At 71.9% G+C, this 24,686-nt stretch carries 20 protein-coding genes; 2 read left to right on the top strand and 18 right to left on the bottom strand.

The window, feature by feature from the left end; genetic code table 11:
* Positions 1-159 precede the first annotated feature (159 nt).
* A complete protein-coding gene (locus ABZZ74_RS24690; RefSeq protein WP_356768344.1) occupies positions 160-579 on the bottom strand; it encodes a globin in 420 nt (139 codons plus the stop codon).
* Between the two features lie 98 nt (positions 580-677).
* Between ABZZ74_RS24690 and ABZZ74_RS24685 the strand changes: the two genes are divergently transcribed.
* Positions 678-1,667: a methyltransferase domain-containing protein gene (locus ABZZ74_RS24685; protein WP_356768342.1), complete on the top strand. Its 990-nt coding sequence runs from the start codon at positions 678-680 to the stop codon at positions 1,665-1,667.
* A gap of 127 nt (positions 1,668-1,794) precedes the next feature.
* On the opposite strand, the gene ABZZ74_RS24680 is transcribed toward ABZZ74_RS24685, so the two are convergent.
* The 14 genes from ABZZ74_RS24680 to ABZZ74_RS24615 all read right to left on the bottom strand — a co-directional run bounded on the left by ABZZ74_RS24680 (position 1,795) and on the right by ABZZ74_RS24615 (position 20,893).
* Complete coding sequence (locus ABZZ74_RS24680) at positions 1,795-3,381, bottom strand: FHA domain-containing protein (protein ID WP_356768340.1); 1,587 nt, start codon at positions 3,379-3,381, stop codon at positions 1,795-1,797.
* A gap of 67 nt (positions 3,382-3,448) precedes the next feature.
* The gene (locus ABZZ74_RS24675; protein WP_356768338.1) at positions 3,449-4,795 is read right to left on the bottom strand and encodes a VWA domain-containing protein; all 1,347 of its coding nucleotides are present in this window, start codon (positions 4,793-4,795) and stop codon (positions 3,449-3,451) included.
* 98 nt (positions 4,796-4,893) lie between these two features.
* The gene (locus tag ABZZ74_RS24670) at positions 4,894-6,204 is read right to left on the bottom strand and encodes a protein phosphatase 2C domain-containing protein (protein WP_356768336.1); all 1,311 of its coding nucleotides are present in this window, start codon (positions 6,202-6,204) and stop codon (positions 4,894-4,896) included.
* 3 nt (positions 6,205-6,207) lie between these two features.
* Positions 6,208-8,694: a tetratricopeptide repeat protein gene (locus ABZZ74_RS24665; RefSeq protein ID WP_356768334.1), complete on the bottom strand. Its 2,487-nt coding sequence runs from the start codon at positions 8,692-8,694 to the stop codon at positions 6,208-6,210.
* A gap of 13 nt (positions 8,695-8,707) precedes the next feature.
* Entirely contained in the window at positions 8,708-10,048 is a 1,341-nt protein-coding gene (locus ABZZ74_RS24660; protein ID WP_356768332.1) for a hypothetical protein, read from the bottom strand.
* 57 nt (positions 10,049-10,105) lie between these two features.
* A complete protein-coding gene (locus tag ABZZ74_RS24655) occupies positions 10,106-11,152 on the bottom strand; it encodes a glutamate ABC transporter substrate-binding protein (RefSeq protein ID WP_356768330.1) in 1,047 nt (348 codons plus the stop codon).
* Positions 11,153-11,165: 13 nt separating this feature from the next.
* Positions 11,166-12,620, bottom strand: a complete 1,455-nt coding sequence (locus ABZZ74_RS24650; protein WP_356768328.1) for a hypothetical protein — start codon at positions 12,618-12,620, stop codon at positions 11,166-11,168.
* Positions 12,621-12,886: 266 nt separating this feature from the next.
* Positions 12,887-13,858, bottom strand: a complete 972-nt coding sequence (locus ABZZ74_RS24645) for a BadF/BadG/BcrA/BcrD ATPase family protein (protein WP_356768326.1) — start codon at positions 13,856-13,858, stop codon at positions 12,887-12,889.
* Positions 13,849-15,114 carry a 6-phospho-beta-glucosidase gene (locus tag ABZZ74_RS24640; RefSeq protein ID WP_356768324.1) on the bottom strand — a complete coding sequence of 422 codons (1,266 nt, stop codon included), beginning with the start codon at positions 15,112-15,114 and terminating at the stop codon, positions 13,849-13,851. The genes ABZZ74_RS24645 and ABZZ74_RS24640 overlap by 10 nt, the downstream gene beginning before the upstream one ends.
* Positions 15,115-15,121: 7 nt before the next feature.
* A complete protein-coding gene (locus ABZZ74_RS24635) occupies positions 15,122-16,015 on the bottom strand; it encodes a carbohydrate ABC transporter permease (RefSeq protein WP_133040938.1) in 894 nt (297 codons plus the stop codon).
* A gap of 2 nt (positions 16,016-16,017) precedes the next feature.
* Entirely contained in the window at positions 16,018-16,959 is a 942-nt protein-coding gene (locus tag ABZZ74_RS24630) for a sugar ABC transporter permease (RefSeq protein ID WP_356768322.1), read from the bottom strand.
* A 7-nt stretch (positions 16,960-16,966) separates the two neighbouring features.
* Positions 16,967-18,328: an ABC transporter substrate-binding protein gene (locus ABZZ74_RS24625; RefSeq protein ID WP_356768320.1), complete on the bottom strand. Its 1,362-nt coding sequence runs from the start codon at positions 18,326-18,328 to the stop codon at positions 16,967-16,969.
* 78 nt (positions 18,329-18,406) lie between these two features.
* The gene (locus ABZZ74_RS24620) at positions 18,407-19,618 is read right to left on the bottom strand and encodes an ROK family transcriptional regulator (RefSeq protein ID WP_356768318.1); all 1,212 of its coding nucleotides are present in this window, start codon (positions 19,616-19,618) and stop codon (positions 18,407-18,409) included.
* Between the two features lie 171 nt (positions 19,619-19,789).
* The gene (locus tag ABZZ74_RS24615) at positions 19,790-20,893 is read right to left on the bottom strand and encodes a mechanosensitive ion channel family protein (protein ID WP_356768316.1); all 1,104 of its coding nucleotides are present in this window, start codon (positions 20,891-20,893) and stop codon (positions 19,790-19,792) included.
* Between the two features lie 322 nt (positions 20,894-21,215).
* Between ABZZ74_RS24615 and ABZZ74_RS24610 the strand changes: the two genes are divergently transcribed.
* A complete protein-coding gene (locus ABZZ74_RS24610) occupies positions 21,216-21,752 on the top strand; it encodes an HNH endonuclease (RefSeq protein WP_133040943.1) in 537 nt (178 codons plus the stop codon).
* Positions 21,753-21,849: 97 nt separating this feature from the next.
* On the opposite strand, the gene ABZZ74_RS24605 is transcribed toward ABZZ74_RS24610, so the two are convergent.
* The 3 genes from ABZZ74_RS24605 to ABZZ74_RS24595 are packed head-to-tail and all read right to left on the bottom strand — an operon-like array spanning position 21,850 to position 24,469.
* Positions 21,850-23,247: an ABC transporter permease gene (locus ABZZ74_RS24605; RefSeq protein ID WP_356768314.1), complete on the bottom strand. Its 1,398-nt coding sequence runs from the start codon at positions 23,245-23,247 to the stop codon at positions 21,850-21,852.
* Positions 23,244-23,939, bottom strand: a complete 696-nt coding sequence (locus ABZZ74_RS24600) for an ABC transporter ATP-binding protein (protein WP_356768312.1) — start codon at positions 23,937-23,939, stop codon at positions 23,244-23,246. The genes ABZZ74_RS24605 and ABZZ74_RS24600 overlap by 4 nt, the downstream gene beginning before the upstream one ends.
* Positions 23,936-24,469 (bottom strand): PadR family transcriptional regulator, encoded by a 534-nt coding sequence (locus tag ABZZ74_RS24595; RefSeq protein ID WP_356768310.1) that lies wholly within the window; start codon positions 24,467-24,469, stop codon positions 23,936-23,938. Before ABZZ74_RS24595 ends, ABZZ74_RS24600 begins: the two co-directional genes overlap by 4 nt.
* Between the last annotated feature and the right edge of the window lie 217 nt (positions 24,470-24,686).

The following is a 24,686-nucleotide window of genomic DNA, read 5'->3' as shown; positions in this document are numbered from 1 at the left end:
CCGTCACCCCGACCCCCCGTGGCCGTCCGGAAGTTGTCCAGACCTCCGGCCGATGCTGTCAGAGGGGCGGGGTGCAGGGTAAGCGCTTGTAGATCGAGCTTGACCGGATCGTGACCGGTTCAGTCCGGAGGATTGATCGTCCTCACTCCGGGGAGTTGATCATTCTCGGTCGGGAGCGTTGATCATCGAGGCGGCCGCGTAGGTCAGATACCGCCACAGCTCCTGCTCGTGCTCCTCGGACAGACCGAGCTCGTCCACGGCGTCGCGCATGTGCCGCAGCCACGCGTCGTGGGCCTCGCGGTTCACGACGAAGGGGGCGTGGCGCATGCGCAGCCGGGGGTGGCCGCGGTTGTCGCTGTACGTCGTCGGGCCGCCCCAGTACTGGATCAGGAACAGTGTGAGCCGCTCCTCGGCCGGGCCCAGGTCCTCCTCGGGGTACATCGGCCGCAGGACGGGATCCTCGGCCACCCCCTCGTAGAAACGGTGCACGAGGCGGCGGAAGGTCTCCTCCCCGCCGACCTGCTCGTAGAAGGTCTGCGTCTGAAGCGTGCCGCGCCGGATCTCTTTCACGCCCTCCATGCTCTCAGACGCCGGGGACCAGGACTTGAGCCTTAGGACCGGCGGACCGGCCGGCTCCGGTACTCGCCTCGCGCCGCGTCCCGCAGCACAGTGGACGTATGGGCACGCACGCTCTCGACAAGGACCTGGACGACCTCGCCCTCGCCGCGCGGACCGCGCTGGTGCGGGAGATCGAGGCGAGCGGGGCCTGGGCCGGTGATCCGGTGTGGCGGGAGGCGTTCGAGGCGGTGCCCCGGCATCTGTTCGTGCCGTACTACTACGTCGGCGTCCGCGGCGGATACGAGCGGCGCTGGGGAGAGAGCCCGGATCCGCCGACCCGGGAGAAGTGGGTGCGCGGGGCGTACGCGGACACCCCGCTGGCCACCCGGCTGCGCGACGGCGAGCTGATCTCCTCCAGCAGCCAGCCCTCGCTCATGGCACGGATGCTCGCCGAGCTCGGGGTGGAGGACGGCGACCGGGTCCTGGAGATCGGCACCGGCACCGGCTACAACGCGGCCCTGCTCGCCCACCGGCTCGGCGACGACGACCTGGTCACGACCGTCGACCTGTACCCGGACATCACGGACGCGGCCCGGCGGCACCTGGCCGCCGCCGGGTACCACCCGCTCGTCGTGACCGGCGACGGGGCGCGCGGAGTTCCCGAGCGGGCTCCCTTCGACCGGATCATCGCCACCTGCACGCTGACCTCGGTCCCGCCCGCCTGGGTCGCCCAGTGCGCTCCGGGCGCCCGGATCCTGACCCCGCTCGCGACGGGACTGCTCGCGCTGACCGTCCGGGACACCGGATGCGCCGAGGGCCGCTTCCTGGACACGGCCGCCTACTTCGTGCCCCTGCGCGGCGACGGCCGCCCCGAGCCGGAGCCGGCCCCGCTGGACGGGATCCCGCGCCGGGCCAGGGACCACGACCTCTTCCGCTTCCTGCTCGCCCTGACCGATGGCGGCCTCGACCCCCACGAGGCTTACACCCTGTGGGAACGCGAGGGCCGGCCCACCCGGGACCGCTACGGCGTGACGATCCGCGACGGCGGGGAGTGGACCTGGCTGGACGACCCGGAGGGGCCGTACGTCTGGCCCCTCCCCGGCCGCTGACAAAGCGCTCCGCCGGAATTGCCGCGCTGTGCCGTCGGTCGTCCGCGGCGCCGTCGTGGCCGGTCGCGCAGTTCCCCGCGCCCCTTCGGGGGCGCTACCGAACCGCTGCGGACTTCACCATGTCCGCTTAGCTCCTGCGGATCGTGATCGTCGTCCAGGCGCCGACGTGGACCCGGTCGCCGTCCACCAGGGGGACCGGTACGAACGGCTGGATCGGCTCCTCGGAGCCGTTGACCGTCGTGCCGTTCGTGGAGTTCTGGTCGACGACCGCCCAGCTGCCGTCCGGCTGCTGGACCAGCACCGCGTGCTGGTGCGAGACGCCCGGGTCCTCCGGCGGCACCGACAGGTCGATGTCCGGGGTGTCGCCGGTGGAGTGCCGGCGGCGACCGATGGTGATCTGGTTGCCGGACAGCGTGCGCTGCTGCTCGGGCGAGTACGCGGGCAGGTTCAGGCCCGCGGCCTCCGGGCCGGAGCGCTGCATCATCGCCATGAAGTACTCGCGGTCCGGACCGATGGTCGCCGTCCAGGTCGCCGGACCCGCCTGCGGCCGCCCGTAGCCGGGGCCGGGCGGGGCCTGGGTGGAGCCGGGCTGCGGATAGCCGTAGCCGCCACCCGCGCCGCCGGGACGCCCGGGGGCGCCCGGAGCACCGGGGCCGGAGGACGGCGGGGAGATCACCCAGTCGTCCTCACCGCCGCCGAAGGACGGTCCGCCCTGCTGCGGCCGCCGCGTCTCCTGCGGGAACGCGGGCGGCGCCGCCGGGCCGGCCTGGAACCCCTGCGGGCCGCCACCGGGGCCACCGGGAGCGGTGGTCGGCGTCGGGCCGGGCGGCGGCGGGACCGGACGGGACGGGTCGGGACCGAAGTTGGACGGGCCACCGGGGCCACCCGGTCCACCGGGACGCGGGTCGTTGCCGAAGCCGGACGGGCCCCCGGGGCGCGGGTCGTTCCCGAAGGGGGACGGTCCGCCGCCCGGGCGCTGGTCGTCGCCGAAGCCGGAGGGGCCACCGGGGCGGGGGTCGTTGCCGAAGGGGGACGGTCCGCCGCCCGGGCCGCCCGGCCGCGGGTCGTTGCCGAAACCGGAAGGGCCGCCACCCGGGCGCGGGTCCTCGCCGAAGCCGGAGGGGCCCGACGGGCCTCCCGGGCGGGGGTCGTTGCCGAAGCCGGAGGGGCCGGACGGGCCTCCTGGCCGGGGGTCGTTGCCGAAGGCCGCCGGGCCGCCGGGGCCGCCCGGGCGCGGGTCGTTGCCGAACGGGGTCGGGCCCGAGGGCTCGCTGCCGAAGGGCGGGATCGGTTCGGCGGGGCGGTTCATCTGCGACGGGCGGGAGCTCTGGTACTCGTACGAGTCACCGCCGCCGTACGACGGGCCGGGCGGCTGCTGCTGGTAGCGCACGTTCGGGCCGGGGGCCGGCGGGCGCGGGGCGGCCGGGGTGTACGAGGTGGCCGTGTTCGTGAGGAAGTTCCACCGGCACTCCTCGCAGAAGGGCGCGCCGCCCTCGCGGGGCGTACGGCACTGCGGGCACAGCTCCGGCTCCGGGTCGGGGACCGCGGACAGGTGCGGACGCCCGCCGGGCTGGGTGCCCTGCGGGGGCGGGAAGCCGTAGCCACCGCCCGGGGGCGGCGGCGGGGGCGGAGGCACGGCACCGGCCATGCGGTGACCGCAGACCTCGCACCAGTCGTCGGAACCCGACTGGTGTCCGTTCGGGCAGGTCGGCATGTCGGCGCCTCCCCCTCTCCTTCAGGGTCCTACGGTCGTAGGAGGGTCGTACTCGGCGGGTGATACGTCACTTCTTTACACGAACAGTCTTTGTGGACCGGGTTTCGAGAGTCATCTCGTCGGCCTCCTCGACCTTCGCCTTCAGTCGCACAGTACCCGTCGCGGCGTCGACGACGTCCACCACCTTCGCAAGCAGTTTCGCAGTATCCGCGTTTCCGGAGGCACTGGCGAGCTGCACGGCCCGGCCCAGTTTGGCCGTGGCTCCATCGAAATCGCCCGCTTTGCGAAGATCCAGTCCCTGTTGGATGGCCTGGGCCAGTTCGGCCTGCCCGGTGTAGTGGGCGACCTGCGGGTTGATCGACGTCGAGGCCGCCATGTCGTCGGTCCACACGGCCCGTACCAGGCCCTGGGCGCCCAGGTTCTCGGCGCTTCCGTCGGGCTGCGGGATGACGAGGGAGACCCGGGCGGCGAGCATCTCCTGGCCGATGCCGGCGGACGGGACCTCCACGCAGACGTGGTAGTCGCGGGACTCGTCGCCCCAGGAACCGGTGGGGTAGTCGCCCGCCCGCGGGCCGGCCTCGGTGCGGCGGTCGGTCAACTCCTCGACCGTGGGCGCCACCTGCTTGACGAACTTGATGGTGGTGCCCACCGGCGTCCACACCCTCAGGGCGACGTCGGAGACCTCCTTGCCCATCGCCTTCTCCATCATCTGCGTGAAGTCGGCGGCGAGACCGGCCGGGTCGGCGACGATGTCGGCGGTGCCGAGCAGGGCGGAGGCGATCCCTGTGACTTCTTTCACTTCCCAGTCGGTGCCCACGCCCCGTGCGTCACAGGTGAACCGCCCGGCGCAGGAGTCCAGGGCCGCCTTGAGGTCGGTCGGCGACTCGTGCTCGTTGCGGCCGTCGGTGAGCAGGATGCCGTGCCGGATGGCGACGTCGGCGGTGGACAGCAGCCGGTCCGCCAGCCGCAGCCAGGTGCCGATGGCCGTGCCGCCGCCCGCGCTCAGCCTGCGCAGCGCCTCCTTCGCCTGGCTCCGGGTGGTGGCGTCGGCGACCGCGAGCCGGCCGCCCCCCGGGTAGACCTCCTTGGCCACGTGCGTGCCGCCGATGACCGCGAAGTGCACCCCGTCGCGCAGGGTGTCGATGGCCGCGGCGGTCGCGTCGCGGGCGTTGCGCATCTTGGTCGGCGGGTAGTCCATCGAGCCGGAGCAGTCGACCATGACCGCCACCGCCGCGGACGGACCCTGGCCGCGCGCGTAGAGATGGGGTGCCGCGACCGCGCTGCCGAGCGTGCCGCCGCCGGTCGCGGTCACCGTCACGATCGCGTTGACCTCCCGGCCGCCCTCGGGCAGGTACTCGTTCTGGTACACGTCCATCGAGAACGTCGGCACGTTGGACTTCGAGAAATTGGCCATGCGTACTCAAATCCCCCTCGAGAACCCCGCGTCCGCGAGGCGACGACTGTATGCGGACCGGTCCCCTCCGGTCCGCCGAGACCTCCCCGTGAACGGCCTCAGGCCGATCCTGCCCCCTGGGACACGGCCGGGAACGGCACGAGGGCCACTGTTACGTTGTCGTGGCCCCCGCCGTCCAGGGCGTGACCGACCAGGACCTGCGCGCTGTGCAGCGGCCGCACGGCGGCGTCCGCGGGCAGGGTCTCGGCCATCTCCTCCGCCGCCTCCGCGTAGTTCCACAGCCCGTCCGTGCACACCACCACTACACCCGGCCGGTCCGGCTTGAAGGAAGCGGTGTGCGGCTCCAGTTCGTAGGCGTCCGCGCCGAGCCAGCCGGTGATCGCGTGGGCGCGCTCGTCGGCGTACGCCTCGGCCTCGTTCATCAGGCCCGCGGCGACCATCTGCGCCGCCCAGGAGTCGTCCTCGGTGAGCCGGGCCGGCGGTGAGGTGCGGTCCACCGGCACCCAGTAGACACGGCTGTCGCCGACCCAGCCGACGACCAGCAGACCGGCGGTGACGACCGCGCCGACGATGGTGCACGCCGGCGCGTTCTGGTGCGGGGAGTGCTCGCGGGCCGTGGCCGGCTCGGCGGCCAGGGCGTTGACCGCGTGCGAGGCGGCGACGATCGCGTCGTGCATCGCCTGCTGCGGGTGGGTGCCGCGGGGCAGCGCGGCCAGCAGGGACTCGCTGGCGGCGTCGGCGGCGGCGAGGGAGGCGTCGTCGGGCCGGGTCGCCGAGGAGACGCCGTCGCAGACGATCGCGAGCGTGGCGGGGGTGCCGTCGGGCAGGGCGGTGTGGCCGATGCCGAAGGCGTCCTCGTTGCGGTGGTGGCGCAGTCCGCGGTCGCTGACGGCGGCGGCCGGGCCGCACTCCTGCTCCATGTGGTCGCGCTCCCGCGGCTGGGCGTGCCCGCAGTTCTCGCAGTAGCCGTCGCTGTCCACCCGGCCCGCGCGGCAGGCCACGCACAGCTTGGCCTCCCCGCCCGCCGCGAGGTCGGCCAGGCGCGGGTCGGGGGCCTGCAGCGGGTACTCGTCGGGCTCCGGCGGCCGGTCGAAGCGCACGCCGGAGGCAGGGGAGACCGGCGACCCGGTCGGCCGCTCCTGGGGCAGCGGGCCGCCGCCGGAGTCCGTGCCGGGCAGATCGGTGGGCAGATGCGTGGCCGCGCGGGTGTCGGCGCCCGGCGCGGGCACGGTCGGCCAGTTCACGTCCTCGCCCGGGGGCGGCGAGCCGTTGAGCGCGATCGTGGGATGGTCGTCCGGCCGCGGCGGCACCGCGGACAGGTCGAATCCGCACGCACCGCAGAAACGGTCACCCGACTCGAGCGGCCACTCGCAGCTCGGGCAGGCGGACAGCTGGGGCATCTGCGACATCAACTACACCCACGTCCGGGGGCGGTAACGGTTGGCACGTTCCACCAGGTCGATCCTCTCCTCGCCGCCCCGCGCCAGCCGGGCCAGCGTGCGGTACGAGCGCTCCAGGCCGAAGCGGAGTCCCCGCTCGTCCAGGTCGTTGCCGAGCACGCGCCGGCCGGCGGGCGCGGAACCCTGGCCCCCGGAGAGTATCCAGTCCAGCGCCGAGCCGAGGACCTCGGCGGACAACTGCTCCCTGCGGGCCGGGTCCAGACCGTACGCGTCCAGCGCCTCGACCTGCCCGGCGGCGGCCGTCAGATCCTCCAGGAACGGCGCGTCGGAGGCGACGGCCGTGCGTTGACGCAGCCTCGCCCGTACGGCCGCCACGCGCGCGGCGGTGTAGTGGATGGACGACTCCGGCACCGACTCCAGCGTCTTCACCGCACCGCGCCGGTCGCCGCCGGCCAGCTGGACCCGGGCCAGCCCGAAGGCGGCGCTGACACAGCTCGGGTCGGTCGACCACACCAGGCGGTAGTACTCGGCCGCGTTGTCCAGCTGGCCGAGCACCTCCGCGCACAGGCCCAGGGCCAGCTTGGGCGCGGTCTCCCCGGGGAAGGCGTCGTAGATCGCGTCGAAGGCGAGCGCGGCGCCCTCGTGGTCGTCGGTGACCAGCGCGGCCACGCCCCGGTACCAGACCACCCGCCAGTCGTCGGGCCGCTCCTCCTCCAGCGTGGTCAGCGAGGTCAGCGCCGCCTCGGAGTCACCGTTCTCCAGCCAGGCCCTGATCTGCCGCAGCCGGGTCTCCACCGAGGACGAGGGCGCCGCCGCGAGCGCGCCGAGCAGTTCGGCCGGCGCGGTCGCGAGCAGCCCCGCGAGGAAACCGGCGTTGGGGTCGGCGGGATCGACCCGGGGGACCGGCAGGGCGAGGGCGGCGGCGGGGGAGTTGACCGGCTTCACGATGCCCGGGCCGCCGCCCGGGGTGGCCGACAGCTGGGAGTGCTGCTTCTTCGGCTGCGCGGAGCGGGCCCCGAGCCGGGAGACGTCGCCCTCCAGCGTGGGGAACAACTCCGTGTCCGTGACCCGCAGTTCGGGCCCGAACAGGGTCGACAGGGCGGGCCGGGCGCGGCCCGTCTGGAGCGATACGACCTCTCTGAGCACGCCGGTCAGCTGCTCGGCCATCTCCTGCGCCGAGGCGAACCGGCGGGCCGGGTCGGGGTCGGTGGCGCGGACGAGCAGCCGGTAGAACGACTCGTACTGGCGGAAGACCTCGATGTTGTCCGGGTCGGGCAGGGAGTCCACGAAGACGTTCGTGTAGCCCTGGAAGTCGAAGGTCAGCACGGCCAGCGTGCGGGCCACCGTGTACAGGTCGGAGGCGACCGAGGGGCCGTCGACGGCGACCTCCGGCGCCTGGTAGCCCACCGTGCCGTAGATCGCCGACTCGTCGTCGTCCATGCGGCGCACGGCGCCCATGTCGATCAGCTTGAGCTGGTCCTCGGTCTGGATGGCGTTGTCGACCTTGAAGTCGCAGTACAGCAGGTTGCGGCTGTGTAGATGGCCGAGTGCCTCCAGCGCCTCGATGCCGTACGCGCATGCCTGCTCCACCGGCAGCGGGTCGCGCTTGCCGTCGGGCGTGCGGCGGCCGTTGGCGATCTCCTTCAGGGACTTGCCGCCGACGTACTCCATGACGATGTAGCCGTCGAGGGAGCCGGTGCGCTGGTCCAGGTGCTCCACGAAGTTGTAGATCCGCACGATGTTGGCGTGCTCGATCTCGGCGAGGAAGCGCCGCTCGGAGATCGCCGCGGCCATCGCGTCCTGGTCGCCGGTGTCCAGCAGGCCCTTGAGGACCACCCAGCGGTCGGAGACCGCCTTGTCCACGGCGAGGTAGACCCAGCCGAGCCCGCCGTGCGCCAGACAGCCCACGACCTCGTACTGGCCGTGCACCACGTCGCCGGCCTTCAGCTTCGGCACGAACGAGTACGGGTTCCCGCACTTGGTGCAGAATCCCTCGGTGCGGCCCGGCCGGTCGCCGCGCGAACGGCCCACCGGCGCCCCGCAGTCGGAGCGCGAGCAGAACCGCTTGCGCTCGGGCACCTCGGGGTTGTCCCGCACCATCGCGCGCGGGTCGGGCCGCGGCACGTCCGGCACCTGCACCAGGCCGGCGCCCAGCCGGCCACGGCCGGAGGTGTTGGTGGCGGAGCCGGAGCTGCGCACCGACACCGAGCGGCCGGTCGTCCTGCCGGACAGGGCGCGCGACAGGCGTCCCGACACCGAGCGCCGCGACTTCGACGACTGCGAGGACGTACGGGAGCTGCGGCTGCTGGAGCGTGAACTGCCGCTGCTCTGCGAGCCCTTGCCGCCGCCGGTGATGCCGGTGGCGGGCGAGGAGACCATGCCGTCGCCCGAGACGACCGGCGCGTGTCCGCAGGTGTCGCAGTACAGCGCGCCGCCGCCGACGTCCTCGTACGTGCCCTCGCAGTCGGGCCGCTGACAGGTCTGCTGTGCCTGGCTCATGACTCCCCCCGACTCATGACGACTCACCCCTGTGATCTTGACGATCCCACGGTGTGCCCTGCTCCGGCACACGCGGGCCGCCCAGCGCCTCGGCGGCCGCCCGCTGGTAGCGCAGCACGGCCTGTTCGGCGACCCGCAGGTCGCAGGGCGCGCTCCACAGCATGCGCCGGGCCGCGTCGTACCGCTCGATCAGGAACGGGTCCTCCGCGAGCCCGTGCCGGGCCACCTTCGCCTTGTACGCGTCGAGCCGGCCGCGCAGCTCCGCACGGACCGCCAGCGGAGCGGTGACCGCGGTCAACGACTCGCGGGCGCGCAGCAGTTCGTCCTCGGCCTTCTGCTCCAGGGACTCCAGGAGCGGGGACAGCCGGTGCCACTGGGCGTGTCTGCGGTACTCGGCGGCCGTCGCCAGCTGCTCCTGCAGCGCGGTCGGCGGGCCGCTGACCACGGGCACCTCCGTCGCGGCGATCTTCGCCAGGACCTCCCCGCGCGCGGTGCGCGCCTCCGCGAGGGTGCGGTCCGCGCGGGAGAGCACGTCCCGCAACTTCACCAGCCGCTGCTCGGCGTCCTGGCGGACGGTGAGCACGGCGTCGATCTCCCGGCGCACGTCCTCCAGGGCGCGCGCCTCACGGTCGTACACCGTGGTGTCCGGGCGGCCGCCGCCCGGTGCCGAACTGCCCTGCGCGGGGACCCAGTAGGCGAGCGGATCGGAGATCACCTGCTCGCGCAGGGACGTCAGGGTGCGGGTGATGCGCTCCAGGTCGTCGCCCGCCGGGTGCTCGCCGGGGCGTACGCCGACGGAGTGGGCGAGCTTGCGGGTGCGCTGGAGCTCGGCGGCCAGTAAATCGATCCGGGCGGGCAGCGCCGACCAGACCGCGTCGGCGGCGACGACCATGTCCAGGCTCGTCGCGTACAGGTCGTTCATCCGGTCGACCAGGTCGGAGAGCGAGAACTGCTCGCTGAGCTTGCCCGGAGCGCCGTGCAGCGTCGGCGCGTTCGCCGTGGCGGTCGTCGAGCCCGCGACCGTGACCGAGGCGCCGCGCAGCAGCTCGGTCAGCTCCACCAGGTCCTCGCGGCTGGACCAGCGGCGCCGGGAACGGATGTCCCGGGCCGAGCGCAGGGTGTCGGTGTACGCGTCGAAGTACGCCCACAGCAGCGTGATGGACGCCTCCGCGGTCGTCCAGCGCTCCTTGGTGACGCCGGTGAGCTCGGCGCCCTCCAGGAGCCTGCGGCCCGCGTGGTCCTGCAGGGCGAGCAGCGAGGTCTCGATCGCCTCGTGCTCCGCGCCGAGCCGCGCCAGCGCACGGTCCACCTCGTCCCGGTCCATCACCGGCCCGGCGGGGTCCGTGACGCCCATCGATCACCTCTCGCTGCTGTCGTGGTCCTGGTGCTGCCTGTCAGTCTCGATGGTCGGTCACTTGTAGTGCGCTTCGGGAGGGGTCGCCGAGGTCGACTTCTGGCCGGGCTGGTCCAGGGTCGGGTGCAGCCACTTCGCGTACGACGCCTGCCAGCCGCCGTTCTTGATGTAGTTCTCCAGGGTGCGGTTGACCTGGCGTACCAGATCCTGGGCATCCAGCTTCATCGCCACGCCGTAGAACTCGTGGGTGAACGGGTGGCCCTTGAGCTCCACCGTGGGGTCCTGGGCGGCCTGGCTGGCGGCGAGGGCGCCGTCGGTCACCACCGCGTCGACCTCGCCGAGCTGGAGCTTCACCAGGCAGTCGAGCTGGTTGGGCACCTGGGTGGAGATGTCGGTGGAGGCGGGGAACTTGGCGCCCCGGTCCGCCTTGAGGTTGTCGTAGGCGGTGGAGCCCTTCGCCGAGCAGACCTTCTTGCCCGCGAGGGAATCGTCGTACCCGGTGATCGTCGAGGTCTTGGGGGCGAGGACCTGCTGGCCGGTGCTGAAGTAAGGAGCGGAGAACGCGACTTGCTTGAGCCGGTCGCAGGTGATCGTCATCGTGCGCACGACCATGTCGACCTCGCCGTGCTGGATCGCCGGGATGCGCTGGTTGGTCGGTATGGCCTTGAAGGAGACAAGGTCCGGATCGCCCAGGAGGTCCTTGGCGATCTGGTGGGCCAGGTCGATGTCGAAGCCCTCCAGCTCGCCCTTGACGTTGTTGGGGTTGAGGTAGCCCCAGCGGTAGCTGTTGGTGTCGACGCCGACGATCAGCCGGCGGGCCTTCTTGATCCTGTCGATGTTGGGTGTGCTGCCGTCACCGCCGGAGGGCGAGAGGCTCTGGTTCTGCGGGTCCGGGCAGTTCTCGGCCTTCGCCTGGGTGCCGTGCGCGAGGCGCTGCCCGCCGCCGCTCGCGGCGCCGTCGGACTGGGTCAGCGGCAGCAGCAGCGCGAAGGCCACGGCGAGGGCGCAGACGGCCGCCATCGCGCCGACCCCGCCCCAGCCCCTCAGACCGGACCGCAGACGCCCTGTCAGACGCAGACGCCGTGTCACACGCTGTGCGTTCATGGTCGCGCCCCCCTCACCGGTATTCCGACAGCCTGCGGCCGATGCCGAGGACCGCGCCCGCCGCGCCGAGCACGGCGAGGACCGCCGCGCCGTACGGCAGTCCGGTCAGCGCGTCCCGGCCGCCGCTCGCGGCCTGCTTGAACTCGTGCTGCTCATGGTCGAGGGCCTGTTTGATCGCCGCGTCGACGTTGTCGAAGCACACGCTCGTCGGGTCCTTGCCGACGCCGATGACCTTGTCGCGGGCCTGCTGGTACTCGCCCTTGTCGTTCAGGCTCTGGGCGACGCCGTGCCGGTCCTTCCACGCCTTCATGAAACTGTTCGCGTCCTGGACGGGCTTCTGGCCCGCGGAGTCGTCGGCGAGGGAGTCCGCCTTGTTCAGGGCCTTGGCGAGCCTGCCGATCTGGTCGTCGTAGCCCCACGAGTAGGCGTCCACCGTGGTGTCGCCCACGGCCTTGGTGTCGGCGCCGCGCCGGATCAGGCTGAGGTTCTCGTCGCTGCGGGCGGTCAGGGACGCGATCCGGGCGTCGTGCAGGACGTTCAGGGAGCGGACGCCGTGGTCGTAGGAGGCGCTCAGGCCCATACGGGCGACGGTGTGGCCGACGACCAGCCAGAGCAGGACCACCACGGAGGCCGCTGACGCGGTGACCAGGCCGTGGTTGAGCACCCGGTTGGTGCGCAGGAAGTTGCGCCGCTGGGCCCAGGCCAGTGCGGCGAGGACGACGACGCCGAGGCCGATCGCCCCCCAGGGGAAGGCCTTGGCGTCCGCGTAGTCGGAGTTCAGCCGCTGGTTCTCCCGGTCGTACAGGGACTGGGCCTTCGGCAGCATCTGCTGCTGCATCATCTCGTTCGCCGCGCGCAGGTAGGCGCTGCCCACCGGGTAGCCCTGCCGGTTGTTGGCCCGGGCCGTCTCGACGAGGCCCTTGTACCGCGGCAGCAGCTCGTTGAGCTGGGCGATGGCCGTTTCCGAGGCGGAGCCCGGGTCGGAGTTGGAGGCGGCCGTGACGAGCTTGTCGGCGGCCGTGCGGATGTCGGCCTCGTACCCCTTGCGCACCTGGGGCTTCTCCTGCGGGCCCGCCAGATAGCCGCTGGCGGCGGCCGTGTTGGCGTCGGCGAGGGAGCGGTAGATGTCGGCCGCGTCGGTGCTGAGCGGCTGACTGCGGGTGAGCACGTCGTTCGCGGCGTTCGACCGGTCCGTCATCTGCCAGGCGGTGACCGCGCCGAAGGCGACGACGAGCAGGGCGAGCAGCGCGCCGATGATGCGCAGCCGCCCCGGTTCGGTGGTGGCGGCCGCGCGCAACCGGTCGACGCCCTCGGCGAAGGCGGTACGGCGCGCGGCACCGGGCTCGGGTACGGCGGCGGGGCCCGGCGGGGTGGGGGGTTCGGGCGGGCCCGGCTGCGCTGGTACGGCCGGCATCGTGGGCACACCGGATCCCGGTGGCGCCGCGCTGCTCTTCGGCGGGTGTGTCACTGTTGACCTCCCCCATGGTCATCCTTCGCCGCAAGTATCACCGCCGGGGCCGACATCCGCACCGGCCTTCACGGGATCTTGATCGGATCGCAGTGCCTTCGCCGTCCCACCGGCGCACGACACAGCGTCCCGCCCCACCCCCTGCCCATGAATACGCCGCCGGAATCAGTTCGGTTCCCGTGCGGGACGACCGGGATTCCAGCAGGGCACAGGGCATGTCGCCGAAGTGGCGCCCGCGACGCGCGACAGACCAGAGGGCGGCCCTACTAGCCCTCGAACCGGGCGCGTACCCGCTCGTGCACCTCCCTCTCCGCTCCCACCCGGTCAAGGCCCAGCAGCGCCGCGCCCAGCACCGGGCTCGCCGTGACCACTCGGGCCACCGCCTTCGGTGCCCGGACCGCCAGCAAGTCCCTGATGCCGTCGTTCAGTTGGGGGTGCTGGGCGGCCAGGACGCCGCCGCCGAGCAGGACCGGGGTCTCCTCCTCCAGCAGGTCCAGACGGGTCAGCGCGACCGTCGCCATGGTCACCACCTCGTCCGCCAGCCGGTCCACCAGCGCGCGGGCGATCGGGTCGCCGTCCGCGGCCGTCGCGAACAGCACCGGCGTCAACTCGTGCCGGCGTACCGGCTCGACCTCCTCCAGGTGCAGCGCCTCGATCAGCGCGAGCATGGTGGCGTAGCCGAAGTGGGCCGGGAGTGTGCGGACCAGTTCCGTCTCCTCGCCCCGGCCGTCCTCCGCGCGCGCGGCGTGCCACAGGGCCTCCTCCGCCAGGCCCCAGCCGCCGCCCCAGTCACCGGAGATCCGGCCGAGCGCGGGAAAACGGGCGGTACGGCCGTCGGGGCGCATACCGACGCAGTTGATGCCGGCGCCGCAGACCACGGCGACCCCGCGCGGCTCGGTGATGCCCGCGCGCAGGATGGCGAAGGTGTCGTTGCGGACCTCCACCGACGTGCCCCACGCGCGCGCGTGCAGCGCGGCCGCCAACTGCTCCTCCTCGACGGGGAAGTCGGCGTTGGCGAGACAGGCGGAGACATGGTCGGCGGACTCCACACCGGCGGCGGCGAAGGCCCGGCCGACCGCGTCGCCCAGGGCGTCCACGGCCGTCTGGACGCCCACCACCGGCGGCCGGAACCCGCCGCCACGGGCCGTGGCCAGGACGGTCCCGTCGTCCGCGACGACCGCCACGTCGGTCTTGCTGTTGCCCGCGTCGACGGCGAGGACACGTGCGGTCATGCCCACGCGAGGTGCTCCCGGTTGTGTGCGATCAGTCGGTCGGTGAGGTTCTCGGCGTACTCGTACTGGCCGATGAGGGGATGGGCGAGCAGGGCCCGGAACACCCGGTCCCGGCCGCCCCGCAGGGCCGCCTCCAGGGCCAGCTCCTCGTAGGCGGTGACGTTCGCCGTCAGGCCCGCGTACAGCGGGTCCACGGTGGCCACCGGCAGCGGCGTCGCCCCCTTCACGCCGACCGCCGCCTGCACCTCGATCACCGCGTCGTCCGGCAGGAAGGGCAGCGTGCCCCGGTTGTAGGTGTTGACCACCTGGTACGGCGATCCGCCCGCGCCCAGCAGCGAGGCCGCGAGGTCGACGGCCGCCTCCGAGTAGTACGCGCCGCCCCGTTTGGCCAGCAGCTCCGGCTTCTCGTCCAGGGCCGGGTCGCCGTACATCTTGAGCAACTGCCGTTCCATCTCGGCGACTTCGGCGGCCCGGGACGGCTTGGTGCGCAGTTCGCGGACGACCTCGTCGTGCGCGTAGTAGTAGCGCAGGTAGTAGGAGGGGACCACGCCGAGGCGGTCGAGGATCTCGCGGGGCAGGTGCAGGTCGGCGGCGATGGCGTCGCCGTGCTCGGCCAGCAGCTTGGGCAGCGCGTTCTCGCCCTCGGGGCCGCCGAGGCGGACACCGGTCTCCCAGGTGAGGTGGTTGAGGCCGACGTGGTCGAGGTGGATGTCGGCGGGCGAGACGCCGAGCAGGTTCGCGAACTTGCGCTGGAAGCCGATCGCCACGTTGCACAGGCCGACCGCCTTGTGGCCCGCCTGCAGCAACGCGCGCGTGACGATCCCGACCGGGTTGGTGAAGTCGATGATCCAGGCGTCCGGGCTGGTACGGCGCACCCGTTCGGCGATGTCCAGCACCACCGGCACCGTGCGCAGCGCCTTGGCGAGACCGCCCGCGCCGGTGGTCTCCTGGCCGACGCAGCCGCACTCCAGCGGCCAGGTCTCGTCCTGCTCGCGCGCCGCCTGCCCGCCGACGCGCAGCTGCAGCAGCACCGCGTCGGCGCCCTCGACGCCGGCGTCCAGGTCGGAGGTGGTGACGATACGGCCGCTGTGGCCCTGCTTGGCGAAGATGCGCCGGGCGAGCCCGCCGACCAGTTCGAGGCGCTCGGCGGCCGGGTCGACCAGCACCAGCTCCTCGATGGGCAGGGTGTCACGCAACCGGGCGAAGCCGTCGATGAGTTCGGGCGTGTAGGTCGACCCTCCGCCGACCACGGTGAGTTTCATGAAGTGTCTAACCCTTCACTCCGGTGAGCGTGACGCCCTCGACGAACGCCTTCTGGGCGAAGAAGAACACGAGGATCACGGGGGCCATGACCAGCACGGTCGCGGCCATGGTGAGGTTCCAGTCGGTGTGGTGCGCGCCCTTGAAGGACTCCAGGCCGTAACTCAGCGTCCACGCGCCCGGGTTCTCCGAGGCGTAGATCTGCGGGCCGAAGTAGTCGTTCCAGGCGTAGAAGAACTGGAACAGGGCGACGGCGGCGATGCCGGGCTTGGCCATCGGGATGACGACCTTGAGCAGGGTGCGCAGATCGCCGCAGCCGTCGACCTTGGCCGCGTCGACGTACTCGTTCGGGATGGTCAGCAGGAACTGGCGCAGCAGGAAGATGGAGAACGCGTCGCCGAAGGCCATCGGGATGATCAGCGGCCACAGCGTGCCCGACAGGTCCAGCTGCTTCGCCCAGAACAGGTACATCGGAATGATGATCACCTGCGGCGGCAGCATCATCATCGAGATGACCAGCATCAGGGCGAGATTGCGGCCCCGGAAGCGGAACTTGGCGAGCGCGTAGGCCACCGGGATCGACGAGACGACGGTGAGGACCGTCCCGAGTCCCGCGTAGATCAGCGTGTTCTTCCACCAGGTGAGGAAGCCCGGGGTGTCGAAGACCTTCTTGTAGTTGGCCCACTCCCAGGTGTGCGGGATCAGGTCCCGGCTGAGGGCCTGGCTGTCGCTCATCAGCGAGGTCAGGAACACGAACACGAACGGCAGGGTGAAGAAGAGCGCGGCCGCCACCCCGAGGGAGTGGATGGCGATCCACTCGAAGAGCGACCTGCGGCGGGCCGTGCGCTCGGCGGGGGAGACCGGGGCGTGCACCTGCACCGGCTTGTCCAGTACTTGGGCCATGGTCAGTCACCTGCCAGGTTGAGACCGCCCCGGCGCCGCATCAGGAACGCGGTGAACACCATGGACAGGACGAACAGGACGAGGGCGACGACACACGCGGAGCCGTAGTCGAAGCGCTGGAATCCGAGGTTGTAGACGAGCTGCGGGAGGGTCAGCGTGGACTTCTCCGGGTAGCCGGGCTCGAACTGGGTGCCGGCGCCCTGGATCACGCCCGAGGCGACCTTCCCGGCGATCAGCGGCTGGGTGTAGTACTGCATGGTCTGGATCACGCCGGTGACGACTGCGAACATCACGATCGGGGAGATGTTGGGCAGGGTCACGTACCGGAACCGCTGCCAGGCCGAGGCGCCGTCCAGCTCGGCGGCCTCGTACTGCTCCTGCGGGACGTCGAGCAGCGCGGCCATGAAGATGACCATCAGGTCGCCGATGCCCCACAGGGCGAGCAGGGTGAGGGCCGGCTTGGACCAGGTGGGGTCGTTGAACCAGCCGGGGGCCGGGATGCCCACCTTCTCCAGGATCGAGTTGACCGGGCCCGTACCGGGGTTGAGCAGGAACGCGAACGCCATGGTCGCGGCCACCGGCGGGGCGAGGTAGGGCAGGTAGAACAGGGTGCGGAAGACCCCCGCGCCCGTCTTGATCTTGGTGATCAGCAGGCCCACGCCGAGTCCGAAGACGACCCGCAGGGTCACCATGACGACGACCAGCCACAGGGTGTTGCGCAGGGCGGGCCAGAAGTAGGGGTAGTGCTCGAAGACGTACGTCCAGTTCTTCGTACCGCTCCACGTCGGCGCCTTGAAGCCGTCGTAGTGCATGAACGAGAAGTAGACCGTCGAGATCAGCGGGTACGCGAAGAAGACCGCGAAGCCGATCAACCAGGGCGACATGAAGGCGAGGGTCCGAAGCGCCGACCGGCGGCGCTTCGACGCCAAGGTGATGGTGCTCATCGTGGGACTACTTCGCCTGCGCGATGTCCGTGTCGATCTGCTTGGCCGTGCTCTCCAGGCCGGCCTTGAGGTCGGTGACCTTTCCGCTCTCGTAGTCGTAGCCGAGGTTCTGGATGGTCACGAGGTACGAGCCGCCGTTGATCGAGGCGGGGCTGGTGTTGGAGTTCGGGTTCGCCGCGATGTCGAGGAAGGTCTTGAAGCGCGGGTCGTACTTCAGCTTCGGGGACTTCAGGGCGGCCAGCGTGGAGGGCACGTTGTGGATGCCGTTGGAGAAGTTCACCACCGCGTCGGTGTCCGTGGTGATGTACTTGACGAACTCCCAGGCCGCGTTCTGCTTCTTGCTGGTGGCCGCGATACCGGCGATGGTGCCGGTGATGTAGCCCTTGCCGTACTGGCCGGCCTGGTCGTCGGGGACGGGCAGCGGGGCGACGCCGATGTCCAGCTTCGGGTTGGCCTCCGTGGCCATCCCCAGCCGCCACTCGCCGTCGAGCTGCATGGCGACCTGGCCGGTGTGGAAGGGGTGCTTCTTGCCCCACTCGTCGCCGAGCGTGGAGCGGTAGGTCTCCAGCTTCTTGAAGCCGCCGAGCTCGTCGACGAGCTTCTTCTGCAGCTGGAATCCGGCGGCGAACGCCGGGTCCTTGGCGAGGTCGGACTTGCCGTTCTGGTCGAAGTACGTCGGCGAGAACTGCGCGAAGTAGTGCTCGGTCGTCGTCTCCCAGCCGTGGTAGTCCGGCATGAACCCGAGCTGCTTGTAGGTGTCGCCCTGGGGGATCGTCAGCTTCTTGGCGTCCGCCTCGAACTCCGACCAGGTCTTCGGCGGGCTGGTGATGCCGGCCTTCTTGAACTCGGTCTTGTTGTAGTAGAGGCCGTACGCGTCGCCCAGCAGCGGCACCGTGCAGCGGTCGCCGTTGAACTGGGTGTACTCGTTCATCGCCTTGGGGAAGGTGGTCGCCGGGTCGATGCCGTCCTTCTTGAAGAAGGGGTTGAGGTCGACCAGTGCGCCCGAGGAGCAGAACTTGCCGACGTTGTTGGTGGTGAAGGAGGAGATGACGTCGGGCGCCTTGTCGCCGCCCGTGCGCAGCGCCTGGTTGATCTTGTCGTCGGTCACGTTGCCGACGACGTTGACGTGGATGTTGGGGTGGGCCTTCTCGAAGCCGGCGATCAGCGACTTCACGGCCGCCACCTCGTTCGGCGCGCTCCAGGCGTGCCAGAAGTTGATGGTCGTGTCCTTGGAGGCGTCGTCGCTCGCACCCGAGCTCGACTGTCCGGTACAGGCGGTGGCGAGGAGGGCGAGGGAGGCGGAGGCGGCGAGCGCGAGGGCCGCCTTCCGGGTCACTTCGGGGGCGACTTTCCTGGACTTTTCGGGCATGACGAGGTCTCCCAGGGGCGGGACGGGGTGGGTGAGGGCGCGGGGGGTGAGTGCGGAGTGTGCGGGAGGGGTGGTGCGTCAGCGCGAGGTGTCGAAGACCTCGTCGCGGGTGGCCGCGAGGGCGCTCTCCAGCGCGCCCCGCAGCACGGGATGTTCACGGACGTCGCCGATGACGAGCCGGGGGCGGGCGGCGGCCAGCTCCTCCAGCTCGTCCTGGACGAGGGAGCGCAGCGGCTCACCGCCCGAGGTCAGGGAAGCGCCGCTGAGCACGACGAGTTCGGGGTCGAGGACGGAGACGAGGGCGGCGAGACCGGTGGCCAGCCGGGTCGCGTACGTCTGCAGGAGCTTGCGGGAGAGGTCGGTGTCCTCGGCGGCGGCCCGCTCCAGGAGCGCGGCGGCCACCTCGGCGTACGGCCCCGAGGGGATCTGCGCGATGCCGAGTTCGCGGGCGAGACGCGGGACGGCCTGGGAGCCGGCCAGCTCCTGGTAGCCACCGCTGTTGGCCTTCGTCACCTGCCGGACCAGGGGGACGCCCGGCACCGGGAGGAAACCCACCTCGCCCGCGCCGCCGGTCCAGCCGCGGTGCAGCCGGCCGCCGAGGACCAGGGCGGCGCCGAGGCCCCCCTCGTTCCAGAACAGCACGAAGTCCTCGTGCCCCCGTGCCGCGCCCAGCCGTTGTTCGGCGACGGCGACGAGGTTGACGTCGTTCTCGTACTCCACCGGCATCGGCAGCGCGGCGGCGAGTTCGTCGAGCAGGGCCGGGGTGTGCCAGCCCGGGAGGTGCGAGGCGTAGCGCAGCCGGCCGGTGTTGGGGTCGAAGGCGCCGGGGGTGCCGATGACGAGCCGGTGGACGTCGTCGCGGGCCAGCCCCGCCGCCTTCACCGCACCGTCGAGGGCGTCGGTGACCTGCCGGACGACGGGCTGGGCCGGACGCCTCCCGGGGGTGGGGAGTTCGTACGAGCCCACCGTGCGGCCGGTGACGTCGGCGACGGCGGCGAGGATGCGCTCCGGGGTGACGTCCAGGCCCGCCGCGTACCCGGCGGCCGGGTTGACCTCGTACAGCTGGGCGTTGGGGCCGGGCCGTCCCTCGGTGGTACCGGTGGCGAGGACCAGCCCGGCCGCCTCGAGGCGGGCGAGCAGCTGGGAGGCGGTCGGCTTGGAGAGGCCGGTGAGCTTGCCGATCCGCGTGCGGGACAGCGGCCCGTGCTCCAGGAGGAGGTCAAGGGCGGCGCGGTCGTTCATGGCGCGCAGGACGCGCGGGGTGCCCGGCGTACCGGCGGATCCTGCCATGGGTCGACACCTGCCTTTCGACTGTCCAGCTTCTCATTCCATCACTGTTAGGAAAGTTTCCTATTGGCTGGAAAGGAACGTAAGCCCAGGGCGAAGGGGGCGTCAATAGAAGCCGCCCCCGAGGCAACACACTCGTTACCTCGGGGGCGGTGGGACCGGGGGAGCGGCCGGCTACTTCGGTGCGGTCCGCTGCGGCGCTATCGGCGTCGCCGCCGCCGACTGCGGGGAGTCCGGGTTGGAGTGGGCGGACGGGGCCGCGACCGGCTCCGTCGGGTCGGCGGGGTCCAGGGCGGTGGCCACGGCCGTCTCGCCGCCCACGATGCGGATGTCCGCCGCGTCGAAGGCCCGCTTGACGCGCCAGCGCAGCTCGCGCTCGACGGCGAGGGACTTGCCCGGCATGGTCTTCGCCGAGATGCGCACGACCATCGAGTCCAGCAGCACGCTGTCCAGACCGAGCACCTCGATCGGGCTCCACAGGAGCTCGTTCCAGGGCTCCTCGGCACTCATCTTCTCGGCGACCTCGTCGAGGGTGGCCTTCACCTTGTCCAGGTCCTCGTTCGCCTTCACGGTGACGTCGACACCGGCCGTGGCCCAGCCCTGGGAGAGGTTGCCGATCCGCTTGACCTCGCCGTTGCGGACGTACCAGATCTCGCCCTCGGCGCCGCGCAGCTTGGTCACGCGCAGGCCGACCTCGATGACCTCGCCGGAGGCCACGCCCGCGTCGATCGTGTCGCCGACGCCGTACTGGTCCTCCAGGATCATGAAGACACCGGAGAGGAAGTCGGTGACCAGGTTGCGGGCGCCGAAACCGATCGCGACACCGGCGACACCGGCGGACGCCAGCAGTGGGGCCAGGTTGATCTGGAACGCGCCCAGGACCATCAGCGCCGCGGTGCCCAGGATCAGGAAGGACGCCACCGAGCGCAGCACCGAGCCGATGGCCTGGGAGCGCTGACGGCGGCGTTCGTTGTTGACCAGCAGACCGCCGAGCGAGGTGCCGTCGACCGCCTCGGCGGTGCGGGTCATCCGGTCGATCAGCTTGGTGATCGCCCGCTGCACGACCGCTCTGAGCACTCCCGCGATCACCAGGATCAGCAGGACCCTGAGACCGATCGCCAGCCACGTCGACCAGTTCTGCTCGACCCAGCTGGCCGCGTTCGTCGCGCTCTCCTGGGCGTCCTGGAGCGTCGGGACCGTCACGGCCGTCGACCCCGAGGGGGACGGCGACGGCGACGGCGACGAACCGGCGGCCAGTAGGACGGCGGGCAAGGACACGGCGGGTACCTCCAGGTGCAGCGGTCCGCCCCCCGGCACGCGACGCGGTCAAGGTCACGAAAAGGTCACCGGAAGGGCAGGCCCACCACACTATCGGGGCACGGTGTGGGAATCCTTGCGGTCTTCTGAGGAGAGTTCGTGCGCACCCGGGATGAGCAGGTGGGATAAACACATCCCGCTCGGGGGGATGAATCACGTGTGGTCGAAAACACTCCCAGCCCGTTACCGGGACATGGTGGCGCGTCCACCAGGCAAGAGGGGACACTGACCTACAGATCGTCCCGGCGCGAGCCACGCGCCGCCGACGCCCAAGGAGGCATCCGTGCCGCATGTCCTGGTCCTCAACGCGTCGTACGAGCCACTCGGCGTCGTACCGCTCCGCCGCGCGCTCGTCCTCGTCCTGGAGAACAAGGCCGTCTCCCTCGAGGAATCGGGCGCCTTCCTGCACAGCGCGACCGTCACAGTCCCCGCACCAAGCGTGGTCCGGCTCAAGCGATTCGTCCGGGTTCCCTATCGGGGGCCCGTTCCTCTGACCCGACGCGCGCTGTTCGCGCGTGACGGGGGCCGGTGCATGTACTGCGGTGGCGTCGCAACCAGCGTCGACCACGTCATCCCGCGCAGCCGCGGGGGCAAACACGTCTGGGACAACGTGGTGGCGTCCTGCCGCCGCTGCAACCACGTCAAGGCCGACCGACACCTGATCGAGCTGGGCTGGCGGCTGCGCCACAAACCGGCCCCGCCCACCGGTCTGGCCTGGCGCATCATCGGGACCGGCCATAGGGACCCGCGCTGGCTGCCCTACCTGCAGCCGTACGGCGCGGAAGACGCCATGGCCCGGATCGACGGCATCTCCGCCTGACGGTCCGGGCCTTCGCATTCCCCTGGTCACAGGGAGTGCGGCAGCGTACGGCCCGGCCCGGGAGCCCCCCGCGCTCCCGGGCCGGACAGTCATGCGGTCAGGCGTAGCGCAGCTCGGCCGGGTGCAGTGTGCGGCGCAGCAGGGGGAGCGAGGTGGCTGCCGCGAGCAGACAGCAGGCGTAGACCGTGAGCGGGATGAGCGGCGCGACGTGCGGCACCACGAGATGGTCCGCGGTGAGCGAGGCGTACCAAACGCCGATGCCCATGCCACCGACGCCCGCCACAGCGACCGCGGGCAGCAGCGGCAGCGCGGTCTCCAGCAGCAGCGCCCGGCCCAGCACCGCGCGCGGCACCCCGGCGGCGGTCTGCGCCGCCAGGCCCCGGCGCCGGGTGGCGACGGACTCGGCGGTGCCGACGGCGAGGGCGGCGAGGACGAGCACCAGGGCGACGAGGATCGCGGCGCCGGTCAGGTGGAGGCCGCTGCTGCCGTACGAGACGTCGAGGCTGTGCTCGCGGTGGAGGGTGTCGAGGTCGGCCAGCAACGCCTGGCGCACGCCCACGAAACCGGTGCCGACCACCGTGACCAGCAGCACCGCCGCGTGCGTGCGGGCCGCGGCCCACGGGTCCGCCCGCAGCCGCTCCGCCGCGATCAGCAGGGCCGCGCTCCCGGCCCGGGAGGCGAGGGCCTCGCCCAGCCGGCCGGACCACCAGCCGGTCAGCCATACGGCGACGGCGCCGACCAGCAGACAGAGCGCGAAGACGGCCAGCGGGCCGACGGCGAGTCCGAACAGGGGCAGCGAGAAGGGGTCGCCGACGAAGACGGCCGCCGTCACGAACAGCGCGGAGACGCCCAGCAGGACGGTCGCCACGAGGAACAGCCGCCCGGGGCCCCTCGGCTGTGTCCGTCGTACGACACCCAACGGCGAGGCCACCACGCGGCGCAGTGACAGCACGCTCACGGCCGCGCCGGCCGCCGGGACCAGCAGGGCCACGGCGACGATGCCGGCCCAGGCCAGGGGGTCGGGGTCGTGCCAGAGGCCGAGCAGGACCGGCACGGAGACCGCGGTGGCGGCGGCGGAACCGGCCAGACAGGCGAGGCCCGTCTCCAGCGCCGCGATCCGCCGCACCTGCGTGGGCGCGGCCCCCGCGAGGCGCAGCGCGGCCAGCCGCCGGTCGCGGTGCACGGCACCGATGCGTGCGCACTGGCCGAGGAACCCGAACACGGGCAGGAGCAGCAGCGTCAGCGCGACGACCACGCCGCCCCGGGTCCCCGGCTGGTCGAGCAGCCCGCCACCGAGGCCGATGTGATGGTGCCCGTCCATCGGCACGAGCACGGCGATCACCAGCCCGAGCCCGGCGGCCCCCGCGGCCCCGACCACGGTCAGCCCGACCCGCCACCACTCCCGCCGGTCCGATCCCTTGATCAACGACCAGGCGAGCCGCAGCTCACTCCGCAACGTGGAGAGAGTTCCGAGGGGAGGGTTCGCGTCGCTCATGCCGTGACCCCCGCTCCTGCCACGACCCCGTCGGTCAGGCGTATGTCCCGGTCCGCGTAGGCCGCCACCTGGGCGTCGTGGGTGATCAGGAGGACGGCGGTGTGGGTCTCGCGGGCCGTGTGGGTCAGGGACGTCATGACCTGTTCGGTCGCCAGGGAGTCCAGCGCGCCCGTCGGTTCGTCCGCGAAGACGATCCGCGGGCCGGTGACCAGGGCGCGGGCCAGGGCGGTGCGCTGGGCTTGGCCGCCGCTCATCTCGCCCGGGCGGAGGTCCCCCTGGCCGCGTACGCCGAACCGTTCCAGCCACTCACCGGCCCGTGTTCGGGCCTCCCCTCGCGAGGCCCCCGCCAGCATCAGCGGCAGCGCCACGTTGTCCAGTGCCGTCAGTTCCGGTATCAGCTGCCCGAACTGGAACACCACCCCGAAGTCGCTCCGCCGCAGCTCGCTCAGTCGCCGCTCCGGCAACCGGTCCAGCCGCTCGCCGGCATACGTCACCGCGCCCGCGTCCGGCCGCACGATCCCGGCGAGGCAGTGCAGCAGTGTCGACTTGCCGCTGCCGCTCGCGCCGGTCACGGCGAGGATCTCGCCCGCGGCCAGCTCGACCGAGGCACCGCGCAGGGCCTCGGTCCTGCCGTGCGCCTTGGTGAGGCCGCGTGCCGCCAGCAGCGGCACCTTCCCGTCCCCGTTGTTCATGCCGAGTCGACCTCCGCGGTCAGGGTGGTGAGCCGGGCCGCCGTCGTGGTCATCCAACGGAGGTCGGCGTCGAGGTGGTTGAGGGCGTAGTCCGCCGAGAGCACGGTCGCGAGGTCGGCGCCCTTGGCGGTCTTGACCGCCGTGAGCTCCCGCATCCGCTCCATGTGCGCGTCGCGCTGGGCCCGCAGATAGGCACCCGCGTCGCCGCCGGACAGGATCGACACGACGACCTTGGCGAAGATCTCGTTCGTCACGAAGGGCGCGGGCGGCGCGATCTCCCCGGCCCAGCGCGCCAGTTCACGCGAGCCGTCCTCGGTCGAGCGGTACGTCGTCCGTTCCGGCCCGCCGTCCGACTCCGTGCCGTCGATCCGCGCGAGACCGTCCCGGACCAGGCGCTGCAGGGTCGTGTAGACCTGCCCGTAGGCCAGCGGACGGGCCTGCGGGAAACGCTCGTCGTGCCGCCGCTTGAGGTCGTAGCCATGGCTCGGCCCTGCGGCGAGCAGGCCCAGCAGGATGTGGCGGGTGCTCATGGGGATCAGTATGCACTCAATACATGTAGCGAGTGAATAGTGGCAGGGGTCTGTCGGCGGGTGACGTGCCCGGTGCCCGGGCCCAGAATGTGATGAGAGGCACGTAGTTCCTTCCTGTACGTCTGTCATCGCGCCCGGTGGGTAGGGCTGCGGTAACCGCCCCCAAGGTCGCCGTACTCGTGAAGGAGGCCCCTCGTGGCCGCACCGGCTTATCCGC

This window comes from Streptomyces sp. NPDC006476 (assembly GCF_040612015.1).
Lineage (GTDB): Bacteria > Actinomycetota > Actinomycetes > Streptomycetales > Streptomycetaceae > Streptomyces > Streptomyces griseorubiginosus_B.
The sequence above is the reverse complement of the archived record's forward strand: the minus strand, read 5'-3'. Positions and strand labels throughout refer to the sequence as shown.